Below are 12962 nucleotides of genomic sequence, written 5' to 3' on the forward strand. Positions count from 1 at the left end.
TTTCAGGATTCGGGGATGCGATGGGGGATGAACGCCGCGCCGTCGTCGGTGATCAGGCCCGCCGTTTCCCGGATGCCGAGGCCAGCGGCGGTGTCGCCGACCATCCAGGCGCCGAGAACGGGTCGCATGCCGTCGAATTCCGGCAGTGGGTCCAGCAATTGGTAGACGAATCCTTCGGCGCCGTAGACGCCGCCGGTGGCGGTTTCCATACCGGCGCCGACGATGGTCATATTGGCGCCCTCGCGGCCGAGTTTCGGCTTGCGGATGTACTCGGTGAGCTCGTGCGGGTCGTCGAGGTAGGCGGGGAGCAGGTTGGGGTGGCCGGGATACATTTCCCACAGGACGGCCAGCAACGCCTTGTTGGAGAGCATGGTCTTCCACAGCGGCTCTACCCACATGGTCGCGGGCAGGGATTGGACCACGCGCTGGCCGAATTGGTCGTCGAGGACCCACTCCCAGGGATAGAGCTTGAAGATGGATTCGATGGGTGCCTCGGCCAGATCGACGAAACGTTCCAGCTCCGTGTCGAATCCGACTTCCTCGATGGGGAGGGCGACGGTGTCGAAACCGGCTTCGGCGGCGGTCTCCTGCATGTAGGCGGTGGTGACATTGTCCTCGCCGGTGGCATCCGCGCCCGACCAGGTGAAGTGCAGATCCGTCTTCGGAAGCACATCCCGGAGTTCGGTCCAGCGTTCGACGAGCTTCTCGTGCAAGGAGTTCCACTGGTCGTCACCGGGGTGGGTGTCGGTGAGCCAGTGCCACTGGACGATCGCGGCCTCCAGCAGCGACGTGGGCGTATCGGCGTTGTACTCCAGGAGTTTCGCGGGGCCGCGGCCGTCGTAGCGGAGGTCGAAGCGGCCGTAGACGTAGGGGTCGTTGCGCTTCCAGGAGTTGGCGATGGGTTCCCAACTCCATTGCGGGAGACCGAAATCGGCGAAGCGCTCGGTGAGGATGATGTGTTCGACGGCATGCATGCACATGGTGTGCAGGACCTCGACCTGGGCTTCCAGGGCCAGGATTTCGTCCATATCGAATTCGTAGTGGACGGACTCGTCCCAGTAGGGGCGGGGTTGGCCGCTGGCGTCGCGGCCGGGTTTGCCGAAGACCAGGCCCTGGCTCTCGACGATCTGCTGCCAGCCCGCGCGGGGAGTGCTGCTCAGACGCCGCATCAGGAGCCTCCTCCGCCGAGCTTCGCGCCGAGGCCGCCGCGCTGAATGGTGGTGCCGGTCTTGGTTTTGATGGACGCGCCCTTGGGAGCCACGGTGGTGCCGCCGGTGGGGGCCTGGCCGATGGTGTTGTTGCCGCCGTAGTAGTAGCGGTACTGCAAGCCGTTCAGGATGAAGATGCCGCCGATGCCGCCGCCGTGCGAACGCGAGCCTTCCTCGCAGTAGTTGTCGGGGACGACGATCTCCTGATTGTCCTGCGTGGCGGTGATCTTCTGCCCGTTGGCGAGGGTGACCTCCTGGCCCTTCTTGGCGATGATCGTGCAGTACGCGGTCACCTCGGGCGATTTGATCGCGCTGTAGGCGAGGTAGCCGCCGCCCACCAGGGCCGCCACGCCCACCACGGCGGCGCCGCCGATCATGAGCCGCTTGCGCGACTTCCGCTTGGCCTCATCGGCTTCCGCTTCGGCCTTCGCCTTCGCCTCGGCTTCATACCGCGCTTTCGCGCGCGCCCGCGCCTCGGCCACCGTCGGCACGCGCGCCTTGGTGACGCCGGGCTCCTGCTGGATGATGCTGCCGCGCCGCGGAGCCTTCGGCTCGGCGGGTGCCGGGAATAGTGGAGGAGTGGATTCGACCGGCGGCACCGGCAGCTGGAATGTGGGTGGCGCGGTAGAGGGAGCCAGCGGCGGCCCGCTCACCGGAGGAGCTGCGGGCGGCATGGTCGGCGGCGCCGCGGGTGGGGCGATCGGAGGGGCAGCGGGCGGCGAGGCCGGAGGGACAGCGGGCGGCGAGGCCGGAGGGGCAGCGGGCTCGCTCACCGGTGGCTGGGGTGCAGGCCCGGGGCGGCCGGGCTCGCGCGCCCCGAAGTGCCCGCCGGGCGCCGCCTCTTCCGATCCCTGTGCGCCCCGCCCGGATTCCTCGGGCTCCGCGCCGAAATGCCCGCCCGGGGCGGCATCCTCACCGGATCCGGACTGGTCGTTCGAGTCGCCGGAGCCGCCGCGATGTTCATCAGCCAACGATCGACTCCTCGAACTCCCCGCGCACTAGCGCTCTTCGAACCCGGTCATGCCACCTTGGGCAGCGCCCCAGTCTTCCACAACCAGATCCACGCGGCCAGGAGTATCGCCGGAACGCAGCAGCGTCAGCAGCGTGTCGCACTTGTCGCGCGGTCCCTCGGCCACCACGTGCACCCGCCCGTCGCGGTGATTGCGGGCGTATCCGGTCAGGCCCAGTTCGAGCGCGCGCGACCGCGTCCACCAGCGGAAGCCGACGCCTTGGACATAGCCGTGCACCCAGGCGCTGAGCCGGACCGGATCGGACATCACTCGTCGATCTTGAAGGTCAGATTGACGGTGGTGCCGGCCTTCAGTGTCCGGCCCACGGTGCACACCTTGTCGATGGCCCGCTGCGCCGCGACCAGCAGCCGCTGCCGCGATTCCTCGTCCAGCTCGCTGAGATCGAGTTCCATGGACTCGGTGAGCTCCGGGTAGGTCTCGTTCTCGCGGTCGGCGTCGCCGGCGACTCGCACGGTGGCGTCGAAGCTGTCGCCGAGCCGCCGCGACAGGGTGAAGTCGGCGCTCAGGCCGGTGCAGCCGGCCAGTGCGATCTTCAGCAGCTCACCGGGGGTGAACGCGCCGGGCACGCCCGCGGAGGCGATGAGCACCTCGCCGCCGCGATTGTTGCGGCCGGTGTAGGCGCGGGTTCCGGTGCGCTCGGCCCACAACTCCACCGGTTCGGTGGACTGCGCGGCAGCGGCGTTCTGCGGTGCGGCGGTCTGTTCAGCCATGACCAAGATCCTCCCATTTGCTCGTGCCACGCGATGCGAGGCCCATCCGGACTGCGAAACACGGAGCCGGTCAGGCGAATTCCGCAGTGACCTGGGCCACTGCGATGCGGGGCGCGAAGGGGGTGTGGCGATGCGCCGATTCGCGGGCGCGGGCTTCGAGGATGTTTGCATGGCAACCGAGGACGATGAGTTCTGGGAAGAGCTGACGCCGGACGAGCGCGCGTCGTGGGTGCGGCAGGACCGGCTGATGTACGGCGGGCTCATTGCCATCGGGACGGTCATCATTCAGCCGTTTCTCACTTCCGGCTCGCTGAACGTGACCGCCGTGATCGCGGTGATCTCCTTTGCGATCGCGTTGCCGCATCTGGGAGTGATGGTGCTGATCGAGGATTGGTCGGCTTCGGATGCGTATCCGAAGATGAATCTGCTGCAGCAGATCGCCAAGTCGCTCGGGTTGGGCGGGTCGACGGTGGGGGTGGTCGCGGCCTTCTGGCATATCTCGTGGATCGCGGGGGTGGCGATGCTGGCCAGCGGTGTCGGGGCGGGGAGTGCGCTGACGGCTTATCAGTCGCGGGTGATGATGCCGGAGAAGTTTCGGCGGGACGCTGAGCAGGCTCGGCGGGAGGCGGAGGAGGCTGCGCGGGAGTACGGGCGGGGTGCAGCCGATGGGTTGGAGCGCGATGAAGGGGATGACGGTGAGGGGAAGCAGTCGTGATTGCCCGGATTGTGTGGGAGAGCGGTGTTGGGGCTGTGTTTGATTTGTGGGGGACACCCCCACGGCCCCGGTGGGGGACACCCCCGCACCCCCCGCAGGGGCTAGCCCCCGCACCCCCACAAGGGGCTCCGCCCCTTGACCCCGAAGACTGTGGGGCGGATGACTGTGGGGCGGCTGGCGGGAGGGCGGCCGGCGGGAAGGCAGCCGACGGCAGGGCAGCCGACGGCAGGGCGGCTGGCGGGAGGGCGGCTGCGCTGGGGGTGGCCTGCGCGAGTTGCGGGGCTGTGATCAGCGCGGTTTCGGGGCGAGGTTGGTGATGGCGAGGTTGGTGATGATGTCGGGGGTGAGCGCCTGCAATCCGTCTTCATCCACGTAGGCGGCCAGTGCCAGGGCGTCGGCGGCGGGTGGGTAGCGGGGGTGTGGGACGGCGATGACCGTCATGCCGGCGGCGTGGGCGGAACGTAGTCCGTTGCTCGAATCCTCGATGGCCACACACTGTTCGGGCGGCAGGCCCAGTGCTGCGGCGGCGGCCAGGTAGCCGTCGGGGGCGGGCTTGCCGCGCTCGACTTCTTCGGTGGACACGGTTGCGCGGAACAGGGTGGTGACGCCCATGTGGTCGAGGACCACGTCGATCAGCCTTCGCGGTGAGGAGCTGGCCAGGCCCAGCGTGTACACGTCGGCGAAGCGCCGGACCGCTTCCACGGCATCGGGCATGAGCGGCAGGTGTTCGGTGTAGCGGTCGCTCATGCGGGTGATGACGTCGTCGGCCACCTGTTCGGGGGTGCGTCGTCCGTCGAGCAGGTCCTTGCTGAGGTATGCGGCCCATTCGGCGGTGCTCATCCCCATGAGCCGATCCTGGGTATCGGGCAGCCACCGGCCGTGCATCTCGTCGATGTACCCGCGCCGCACCTCCTCCCAGATCGGTTCGGTATCGATGAGTACGCCGTCCATATCGAACACGATCGCCGCAACAGCCATGGTGACCATCGTCCCGGTGCGCGGCCGGGGAGGTATCACCGGGGCGGTGAACGGCGATGCGGAGGCTCGAGCTTCAATCATATTGAAGGTTGTGGAATTCGCGGCTACGCTCGTGCCCATGAGCGAAACTACTACTGCGAGTAGTAATTCCGGTTTCTCGATGTCGCGACGGGGTTTGTTCGGTTCGGCGCTCATGGCCGCCGGGGCCGCCACGGCGGGTGCGGTCGCCGGGCGGTCGACCGCACCGGAGCAGGCGGACGACCGTCGTACGGAGTCGTTCTACGGACCGCATCAAGCGGGAATCGCCACCATCGCGCAGACCCATGCGATCTTCTTGTCCTGCGATGTCGCGAAACCCGATCGTGGCGTCCTGCGCGAGCTGCTCGCCGGATGGACGGAGACGGCGGCCGCTCTCACGGCCGGGAACCGCGTGCCCGACAGTCCCGGCACCGCAGCGGGTTTCAGCAATCACACCGACTTCGCCAGCGATCTGGATCCGGCCCGGCTGACGGTGACCTTCGGTCTGGGTCCGGCCGTCTTCGACGATCGCTTCGGGCTGGCCGATCGGCGCCCGCAGCACTTGCAGCCGCTGCCCGGATTCCCTGATGACGCCTTGAATTCCGCGTGGACCGGCGGCGATGTCCTGGCCCAGATCTGCGCCGACGACCCGCAGATCGTCAGCCACGCCTTCCGCGCCCTGCGGGCGCGCCTGCCCGGCCTGGGCCGGTTGCGCTGGACCCAGCACGGCTTCCTCAGCCGCCCGGCCGGTGGCGGCACTCCGCGAAACATGTTCGGCCACAAGGACGGTACTGCCAACGCCCGGCCCGGATCCCAGGAATTCGACGACACCGTCTGGGCGACCGCCGATACCGAACCAGAATGGTTCCGTGGCGGAACTTATCTGGTGTTCCGCAAGATCCGCATGAAGACCGCCGACTGGGACATGCTGCCGCTCTCCGAGCAGAACCGCATCATCGGCCGCCGCCGCGGGGACGGCGCGCCCCTGCACGGCTCGGGCGAATTCGACCCGGTGGATCTGGAAGCCCGCGGCCCCGACGGCGAACTCGCCATCGCGCCCGCCGCGCACATCCGCCTGGTCAACGGCATTCCGATGTTCCGCCGCGGCTACAACTACGATTACGGCACCCTGCTCGCCACCGCGACCGCCGCGACCGAAGAGGTGGCTCCGCACGATCACCCGGCGGGCACCGACCCCAATCACACCCACGGCGGCCACAATTCGCTCGATGCCGGCCTGCTCTTCGCCGCCTATATGAACAACCCGCCCGAGCAGTTCATCCGCGCCCAGCGCGCCATGGCCGGAACCGACCTGCTGAACGGCGTCGTCCAGCACACCGGCAGCGCCTTCTTCGCCGTGCCGCCGGGCATGAAGGAAGGCGAGCCGGTCGCGGCGGGTCTCGGCCTCTGAGCGCCCGATCGGGACGGGCCCCTCGTCATTCCGGCGGCTCTTGGCCGGAATCCACACTGGTGGAGCGAGATCCCGGCCACAAGCACGCCGGGATGATCTGGGGGCTCACGCCGGGATGGCCCGTGGGCTTCCATGCGGCTGAGCCGGTGTCCGGTCAGCGGGACTGCTTTTGCGAACGTGACCGCACATCGGCGCGTCTGGCTAGCGTGCCGTCATGGACATCTACGACCCGGAGCTGTACGTAGACGGGCCGATCCACGAGATCTTCGCGGGGCTGCGGCGGACACAGCCCGTCTACTGGCAGGACATGCCCGGAGAGCCGGGGTACTGGGCCGTCCTCAAGCACGCGGACGTCGCCTATGTGGCACGCAATCCGGAGCTGTTCTCGGCCGAACGTGAGGGCGTGATTCTGGAGAATCAGCCGCCGGAGCGGCTCGAGATGACCCGCAACATGCTGCTCATGATGGATCCGCCCCGGCACACCGAATACCGGAAACCCCTGGCGGAGCACTTCAAAGCGCGCGTGGTGGGGGAGATGGAGGATCGGGTCCGCGACCTCACCCGCCGACTGCTCGACAATGTCGACGGCGACGTCGAATTCGTGCACGATGTCGCCGGAGTCCTGCCCAGCCAGGTGGTCGGCGGTCTGTTCGGCATCCCGGCCGCCGACTGGCCGGACCTGCGCCGCTGGGCGGAACAGTCCACCAGCCAACAGGATCCGGACCTGGTCGGGGATTTCGACGCCACCGCCGAGGTCACCAAGATGGCCGTCTACGCCATCCAATTCGCCATGCAGCGCCGCGCCGAAGCCCCGCGAAGCCGCGCCGAAGCGCCGCGAGCGGACCTCACGTCATTGATCCTGGCCGGAAACTTCGGCGGGAAACCCATGTCCGACATCGAATTCGGCAGCTTCTTCACCCAGATGGTGACAGCGGGCAACGACACCACCAAAACCATGCTGTCCTCGGGTCTGCGACTGCTGCTCGACCACCCCGGCCAGCTGCAGGCCCTGCGCGCCGATCCGGCCCTGATTCCAGGTGCGGTGGAGGAGATCCTGCGCTACGCCAACCCGCTGCACTACTTCCGCCGCACCGCCACCGCCGACACCGAGATCCGCGGCGTACCGATCAAGGCGGGCGACAAGGTCGCCATGTGGTACACCTCCGCCAACCGTGACGAGGACGTCTTCGCCGACCCGCAGCGCTTCGACATCCGCCGGAACCCCAACCCGCACTTGTCCTTCGGCCTGGCCCAGCATTACTGCCTGGGCGTGCACCTGGCCCGCCTGGAAGGGCGAGTGTTCTTCGAGGAACTGCTCGCCCGCTTCCCGGACATCGAGCGAACAGGCCCCGCGCGCCGGATTCGCTCCAACCTCAACAACGGCCTGAAGTCGCTGCCGATCCGCCTGTCCCGCTGATCAGATCTGGAACCGGTACCCCATGCCCGCCTCGGTGAGAAGGTGCTTGGGCTGTGACGGGTCGTCCTCGAGCTTGCGCCGCAACTGCGCGAGATACACACGCAGGTAATGGGTTTCGGTGGCATACGCCGGACCCCAGACCTCGCGCAGCAGTTCGCGCCGCCCGACCAGCTTGCCCTGATTGCGGACCAGCATTTCCAGCACGCCCCATTCGGTGGGCGTGAGGTGCACGTCCTTGCCGTGGCGGATGACCTTCTTGGCGGACAGATCCACGGTGAACGACGAGGTCTCGATGATCGGCTCGGACGCGTCGGCCGTGGCGGCGGACCGGCGCACGGCGGCCCGCAGGCGGGCCAGCAGCTCGTCCATGCCGAACGGCTTGGTGATGTAGTCGTCCGCGCCGGCGTCGAGCGCCTCGACCTTGTCGGAGGAGTCGGTGCGCGCCGACAGCACGATGACCGGCGCGGTGGACCACCCGCGCAGCCCGGCCAGCACCTCGATCCCGTCCATATCCGGCAGCCCGAGGTCCAGGATCACGACCTCGGGATGCTTCTCCGCCGCCGCCCGCAGCGCCGCGGCCCCCGTGGACGCGGTCGTCACCTCGTATCCGCGCACCGACAGATTGATGCGCAGTGCGCGCAGAATCTGTGGTTCGTCGTCGACCACAAGGACTTTGGTCGGCGCCGGCGCCGAGTTGGTCACCCGTTCTCCTGTTCATCGCTGGCTTGTAGATCGATCACCATTGTCAACCCTCCACCCGGGGTCGGCTCCGCGTGCACGGTGCCGCCCATGGCATCCACGAATCCTCGGACCACCGACAGGCCGAGGCCGACGCCGGTGGAGTTGTCGCGATCGCCGAGCCGCTGGAAGGGTTCGAAGAGCTGGTCCTCCAGGCCGGTCGGCACGCCGGGGCCGGCGTCGACGACGGTGACGGCCACCCGTTTCCCGGTGCGCTCCGCGGTCACCCGGACGGGCGTGGCCTGCGGAGAGTAGCGAATCGCATTATCGATGAGATTGGCCAGCACGCGTTCCAACAGCCCCTGGTCGGCGTGTACCGATACCGTACCCACCTCCACCTTCACCCGGTCCATGGCGGTGCGCCGCAGACCGCGGGTGCCCATGCCCATGAGCGCGCGGTGCACCACCTCGTCGAGGTAGACCCGCCGCATCTGGGGTTTCACCACGCCGACCATCAGGCGGGAGGAGTCCAGCAGATTGCCCACCAGCGCGGTCAGCTGATCCACGGATTCCTCGATCGTCTCCAGCAATTCGGCGGTGTCCTCCGGGGAGAACTCCACATCGTCGCTGCGCAGGCTCGACACCGCCGCCTTGGCTCCGGCCAGCGGCGTGCGCAGATCGTGACTGACCGCCGACAGCAGCGCCCGGCGCAGTTTGTCGGCCTCCATGACCGCCTGCGCGGCCCCGGCCTCCTCCCGCAGCCGCCGCTGATGCACCAGTCCCGCAGCCTGATTCGCGACCGCGCCCAGCACCACCCGATCGCCCGCCGTCAACGGTCTGCCCGACAGCAGCAGCCAGTGCATATCGTCCCCGGCCTCCAGCGCGGTCTCGGCGGCGGCCACATCGGCCGGCGGGTTCTCGCCCACCGAGGCGATGACCCCGTCGTCGTCGACCAGGCTGACCGCGGTCTGCCCGTAGGTCTCGCGCGCACGCTCCAGCAGGTCCTGCAGATTCGCGCCGTGCAGCACCGCGCCCGCGAACAGTGTCAGCAACTCCGCCTGCCGGGATGCCTTGCGCGCCTCCCGGGTTCGCTTGGACGCCACATCCACCAGCGCCGCCACCGCGACCGCCACCAGCAGCAGCACCACGACGGTGAGGAAGTTGTCCAGCTCCGCCACGGTGAGGCTGTAGCGCGGCGCGGTGAAGAACCAGTTCAGCAGCACGCCCGACAGCAGCGCCGACAGCGCCGCCGGGGCCACGCCGCCGAACAGCGCCACCACGATGACGCCGATGAAGAACAGCGCGCTCTCCCCGCCGAGCTCCAGCCAGCGATCCAGCCACAGCACCGTGACCAGGCAGATGAGCGAGGGCACCACCAGCGCCGCCAGCCAGGACCGCAATTGTTGTTCGCGCGGTGTCAGAGACTGCCAGCGGAAGCCCGGATTGGACTCTTCATGGGTCACCATGTGCACGTCGATCTTCCCCGACTCCTGCACCACGGTCGCCCCGATGCCCTCGTCGAGCATGCGCGCCCAGCGGGAGCGTCGCGAGGTGCCGAGCACCAATTGGGTCGCGTTCGCTTGCCGGGCGAAATCCAGCAAGGTGGTCGGCACATCATCGCCGGTGACGGTGTGCAGGCTGGCATCGAGACTGGTCGCCAGATCGCGCAGCCGGTTCAGCCGCTGCGTGGACACCCCGGCCAGCCCGTCACCGCGCACCACGTGCACCAGCACCAGTTCCGCGCTGGACTTGGCCGCGATCCGGCTGGCGCGCCGCACGATGGTCTCCGATTCCGGCCCGCCGGTCACCGCCACCACGACCCGCTCGCGGGCCTCCCAGGTATCGGTGATCTGGTGGTCCGCACGATATTTGGCGAGCGCCGCATCCACCTGATCGGCCAGCCACAGCAGCGCCAGTTCCCGTAGCGCCGTGAGGTTTCCGGGCCGGAAGTAATTGCGCAGCGCCGCGTCCACCTTCTCGGCGGCATACACATTGCCATGGGACATTCTGCGCCGCAGGGCTTCCGGCGTGATGTCGACCAGCTCGACCTGATCCGCGCCGCGAACCACCCAGTCCGGCACGGTTTCCCGCTGCACCACCCCGGTGATCTGCTGCACGACGTCATTGAGGCTCTCCAGATGCTGGACATTGACCGTGGAGATCACGTCGATGCCCGCGTCCAGCAGATCGTGCACGTCCTGCCAGCGCTTCTCGTGCTTGCTGCCGGGCACATTGGTGTGCGCGAGCTCGTCGACCAGCACCACGGCCGGCTGCCGCCGCAGCACCGCCTCGACATCCAGTTCGGGCATCGAGGTGCCGCGGTACTCGACCATCTTGGGCGGAATGCGCTCGAGGCCGTCGAGCAGCTCCGCGGTCTTGGACCGCCCGTGCGTCTCCACCACCGCGGCCACCAGATCGCGCCCCCGCTCCAGCCGCCGGTGCGCTTCCGACAGCATGGCGTAGGTCTTGCCGACGCCGGGGGCGGCGCCCAGATATATCCGTAGTTGTCCGCGCTTCACTCGTTAATCATCGCGCCCGGCGCGCGTAGTCCCGGACGGGCGGCACGGGCCGGGGTGCGGGGCGCCTCGGCGGCGGCCAGGGCCCGCAGGCACAGCGCGGCGGCGAGGAAGCCGAGGATCACCATCAGGGTGACGGCGAGATCCGGCACGGTCGTCTCCTTACATCCATGGCGGTGGGCCGAGCCGGGTCCGGCTCGGCCGAGCTTCCCCTGTCTACCGCCGGAACAGCGGAAATGCCTGGTCCTGACGCTTTCTTAACGGTCTCACCCGCGATGTTGACGACCTGGGTGCGACACACCGGAGAAAACGCGTAAGCAGGGCGTCAAGGAGGTCGTTTGGGACGCTAAGAAGCCGTAAAGGCCCTCGTTTTCGGCCCGTTTTAACGCTTGACTCGCTCCGGCGCATCTCGGGATGCGCAGCACAGAGAGAGGTTCAAGAGATGTCCGTCGTGGTGTTCACCGTGCTGACAGTGGCGATCTTCGCCCTGCTCGGCCTGATCCAACGCGGGGTGGAACGGCTGTGATCCAGAACATTGTCGGTCTGGTCCTGGCCATCGGCATCGCCGCGTTCATGGTCGCGGCGCTGCTGTTTCCGGAGAGGTTCTAAGTGAGCACGACTACCGCGGGGATCGTCTTCGTCGCATCCCTGATCATCGCGCTGGCCTTGGTGCACATCCCGCTCGGGGACTATATGGCCCGCGTCTACAAGGCCGAGAAGCATTCGCGCGCCGAGAAAGTCATCTACAAGGTCATCGGCGTGCAGCCGGGCGTGGAGATGACCTGGGCGGTCTACGCCCGCAGCGTGCTGGCCTTCTCGGCGGTGAGCATCCTGTTCCTGTTCTTCTTCCAGCTGCTGCAGGGCAAGCTGCCGCTGCACCTGAACGATCCGGCGACCGAGATGACGCCGGCGCTGGCCTGGAACACCGCCGTCAGCTTCGTCACGAATACCAACTGGCAGAACTACTCCGGTGAATCGACCATGGGTCACCTGGTGCAGATGGCCGGTCTGGCGGTGCAGAACTTCGTGTCCGCGGCCGTGGGCATGGCCGTCGCGGTGGCGCTGGTGCGCGGCTTCGCCCGCAAGCACACCGTCGACCTCGGCAACTTCTGGGTGGATCTGGTGAGGGGAACCATCCGGATTCTGCTGCCGATCTCGTTCGTGGCCGCGATCATCCTGATCGCCGGCGGCGCGGTGCAGAACTTCGTGCTCAACGACCAGGTGGTGGACACCGTCGCCGGCGCGACCCAGACCCTGCCGGGTGGTCCGGTCGCCAGCCAGGAGGTCATCAAGGAGCTCGGCACCAATGGCGGCGGCTTCTACAACGCCAACTCCTCGCACCCGTTCGAGAATCCGACCACCTGGACCAACTGGTTCGAGATCTTCCTCATCCTGGTGATCCCGTTCTCGCTGCCGCGCGCCTTCGGCCGCATGGTGGGCAGCGTGAAGCAGGGCTATGCCATCACCGCCGTCATGGGTTTCATCGCGCTGCTGTCGATCGGGTTGACCAACCTGTTCCAGCTGCAGCACCACGGCACCGTCCCGACCGCCATCGGCGCGGCCATGGAGGGCGTGGAAACCCGTTTCGGCGTATCGAATTCGGCGACCTTCGCCGCCTCGACCACATTGACCTCGACCGGCGCGGTGGACTCCTTCCACGATTCCTACACCAGCCTCGGCGGGCTCATGACCATGTTCAACATGCAGCTCGGCGAGGTCGCGCCCGGCGGCGTCGGCTCCGGCCTGTACGGCATGCTGATTCTCGCCGTGATCACGGTCTTCGTCGCCGGCCTCATGGTCGGGCGCACCCCGGAGTACCTGGGGAAGAAGATCACGCCCCGCGAAATCAAGCTGGCCGCAACCTATTTCCTGGTCAGCCCGCTGATCGTGCTGGTGGGCACCGCCATCGCCATGGCCATGCCCGGACAGCGCGCGAGCATGCTCAACAGCGGCCCGCACGGACTGTCGGAAGTGCTGTACGCCTTCACCTCCGCCGCCAACAACAATGGCTCGGCCTTCGCCGGCCTGACCGGCAATACCGAGTGGTTCAACACCGCGCTCGGCCTGGCCATGGTGTTCGGCCGCTTCCTGCCCATCATCTTCGTGCTGGCCCTGGCCGGATCGCTGGCCCAGCAGGGTCATACGCCGGAATCGATCGGCACGCTGCCGACGCATCGGCCGCAGTTCGTCGGCATGGTCGTCGGCACCACCTTCATCCTGGTCGCCCTGACCTTCCTGCCCGCGCTCGCGCTCGGGCCGCTCGCTGAAGGAATCCACTGA

13 protein-coding genes are annotated in these 12962 nt (G+C 67.9%); 5 read left to right on the forward strand and 8 right to left on the reverse strand.

What is annotated here, in order from left to right:
* Positions 1-2 precede the first annotated feature (2 nt).
* The 4 genes from ACYQ5L_RS10950 to ACYQ5L_RS10965 are packed head-to-tail and all read right to left on the reverse strand — an operon-like array spanning position 3 to position 2949.
* Complete coding sequence (locus ACYQ5L_RS10950) at positions 3-1169, reverse strand: glutathionylspermidine synthase family protein (protein ID WP_459957250.1); 1167 nt, start codon at positions 1167-1169, stop codon at positions 3-5.
* Positions 1169-2179 carry a hypothetical protein gene (locus ACYQ5L_RS10955; RefSeq protein WP_459957251.1) on the reverse strand — a complete coding sequence of 337 codons (1011 nt, stop codon included), beginning with the start codon at positions 2177-2179 and terminating at the stop codon, positions 1169-1171. The genes ACYQ5L_RS10950 and ACYQ5L_RS10955 overlap by 1 nt, the downstream gene beginning before the upstream one ends.
* Before the next feature lie 27 nt (positions 2180-2206).
* A complete protein-coding gene (locus ACYQ5L_RS10960) occupies positions 2207-2485 on the reverse strand; it encodes an acylphosphatase (protein WP_459957252.1) in 279 nt (92 codons plus the stop codon).
* Complete coding sequence (locus ACYQ5L_RS10965) at positions 2485-2949, reverse strand: OsmC family protein (RefSeq protein WP_459957253.1); 465 nt, start codon at positions 2947-2949, stop codon at positions 2485-2487. The genes ACYQ5L_RS10960 and ACYQ5L_RS10965 overlap by 1 nt, the downstream gene beginning before the upstream one ends.
* A 169-nt stretch (positions 2950-3118) precedes the next feature.
* On the opposite strand from ACYQ5L_RS10965, the gene ACYQ5L_RS10970 reads away from it, so the two are divergent.
* Positions 3119-3664: a hypothetical protein gene (locus ACYQ5L_RS10970; protein WP_459957254.1), complete on the forward strand. Its 546-nt coding sequence runs from the start codon at positions 3119-3121 to the stop codon at positions 3662-3664.
* A 288-nt stretch (positions 3665-3952) separates the two neighbouring features.
* On the opposite strand, the gene ACYQ5L_RS10975 is transcribed toward ACYQ5L_RS10970, so the two are convergent.
* Complete coding sequence (locus tag ACYQ5L_RS10975) at positions 3953-4642, reverse strand: HAD family hydrolase (RefSeq protein WP_459957255.1); 690 nt, start codon at positions 4640-4642, stop codon at positions 3953-3955.
* 118 nt (positions 4643-4760) lie between these two features.
* Here ACYQ5L_RS10975 and ACYQ5L_RS10980 point away from each other — a divergent pair, with 118 nt between their 5' ends.
* Together ACYQ5L_RS10980 and ACYQ5L_RS10985 are read left to right on the forward strand one after the other, a co-directional pair.
* A complete protein-coding gene (locus ACYQ5L_RS10980) occupies positions 4761-6071 on the forward strand; it encodes a Dyp-type peroxidase (protein WP_459957256.1) in 1311 nt (436 codons plus the stop codon).
* 214 nt (positions 6072-6285) lie between these two features.
* Positions 6286-7488, forward strand: coding sequence for a cytochrome P450 (locus ACYQ5L_RS10985; protein ID WP_459957257.1), 1203 nt, complete (start codon positions 6286-6288; stop codon positions 7486-7488).
* On the opposite strand, the gene ACYQ5L_RS10990 is transcribed toward ACYQ5L_RS10985, so the two are convergent.
* The 3 genes from ACYQ5L_RS10990 to ACYQ5L_RS11000 are packed head-to-tail and all read right to left on the reverse strand — an operon-like array spanning position 7489 to position 10834.
* Complete coding sequence (locus ACYQ5L_RS10990) at positions 7489-8190, reverse strand: response regulator (protein WP_379200544.1); 702 nt, start codon at positions 8188-8190, stop codon at positions 7489-7491.
* A complete protein-coding gene (locus tag ACYQ5L_RS10995; protein WP_459957258.1) occupies positions 8187-10685 on the reverse strand; it encodes an ATP-binding protein in 2499 nt (832 codons plus the stop codon). Before ACYQ5L_RS10995 ends, ACYQ5L_RS10990 begins: the two co-directional genes overlap by 4 nt.
* Positions 10682-10834 (reverse strand): hypothetical protein, encoded by a 153-nt coding sequence (locus ACYQ5L_RS11000; RefSeq protein WP_459957259.1) that lies wholly within the window; start codon positions 10832-10834, stop codon positions 10682-10684. The genes ACYQ5L_RS10995 and ACYQ5L_RS11000 overlap by 4 nt, the downstream gene beginning before the upstream one ends.
* Before the next feature lie 262 nt (positions 10835-11096).
* Here ACYQ5L_RS11000 and ACYQ5L_RS11005 point away from each other — a divergent pair, with 262 nt between their 5' ends.
* Positions 11097-11291: a potassium-transporting ATPase subunit F gene (locus tag ACYQ5L_RS11005; protein ID WP_459957260.1), complete on the forward strand. Its 195-nt coding sequence runs from the start codon at positions 11097-11099 to the stop codon at positions 11289-11291.
* Positions 11292-12962: a potassium-transporting ATPase subunit KdpA gene (kdpA, locus tag ACYQ5L_RS11010; RefSeq protein WP_459957261.1), complete on the forward strand. Its 1671-nt coding sequence runs from the start codon at positions 11292-11294 to the stop codon at positions 12960-12962.

This window comes from Nocardia sp. IFM 10818, from assembly GCF_054655275.1.

What these genes read in the sequence shown, in the direction of transcription:
- ACYQ5L_RS10965 (WP_459957253.1), bottom strand. Translation starts at nt 2,949, where the DNA reads ATGGCTGAACAGACCGCCGCACCGCAGAACGCCGCTGCCGCGCAGTCC.
- ACYQ5L_RS10970 (WP_459957254.1), top strand. Translation starts at nt 3,119, where the DNA reads ATGGCAACCGAGGACGATGAGTTCTGGGAAGAGCTGACGCCGGACGAG.
- ACYQ5L_RS10980 (WP_459957256.1), top strand. Translation starts at nt 4,761, where the DNA reads ATGAGCGAAACTACTACTGCGAGTAGTAATTCCGGTTTCTCGATGTCG.
- ACYQ5L_RS10985 (WP_459957257.1), top strand. Translation starts at nt 6,286, where the DNA reads ATGGACATCTACGACCCGGAGCTGTACGTAGACGGGCCGATCCACGAG.
- ACYQ5L_RS10975 (WP_459957255.1), bottom strand. Translation starts at nt 4,642, where the DNA reads ATGGCTGTTGCGGCGATCGTGTTCGATATGGACGGCGTACTCATCGAT.
- ACYQ5L_RS10950 (WP_459957250.1), bottom strand. Translation starts at nt 1,169, where the DNA reads ATGCGGCGTCTGAGCAGCACTCCCCGCGCGGGCTGGCAGCAGATCGTC.
- ACYQ5L_RS11005 (WP_459957260.1), top strand. Translation starts at nt 11,097, where the DNA reads ATGCGCAGCACAGAGAGAGGTTCAAGAGATGTCCGTCGTGGTGTTCAC.
- ACYQ5L_RS10960 (WP_459957252.1), bottom strand. Translation starts at nt 2,485, where the DNA reads ATGTCCGATCCGGTCCGGCTCAGCGCCTGGGTGCACGGCTATGTCCAA.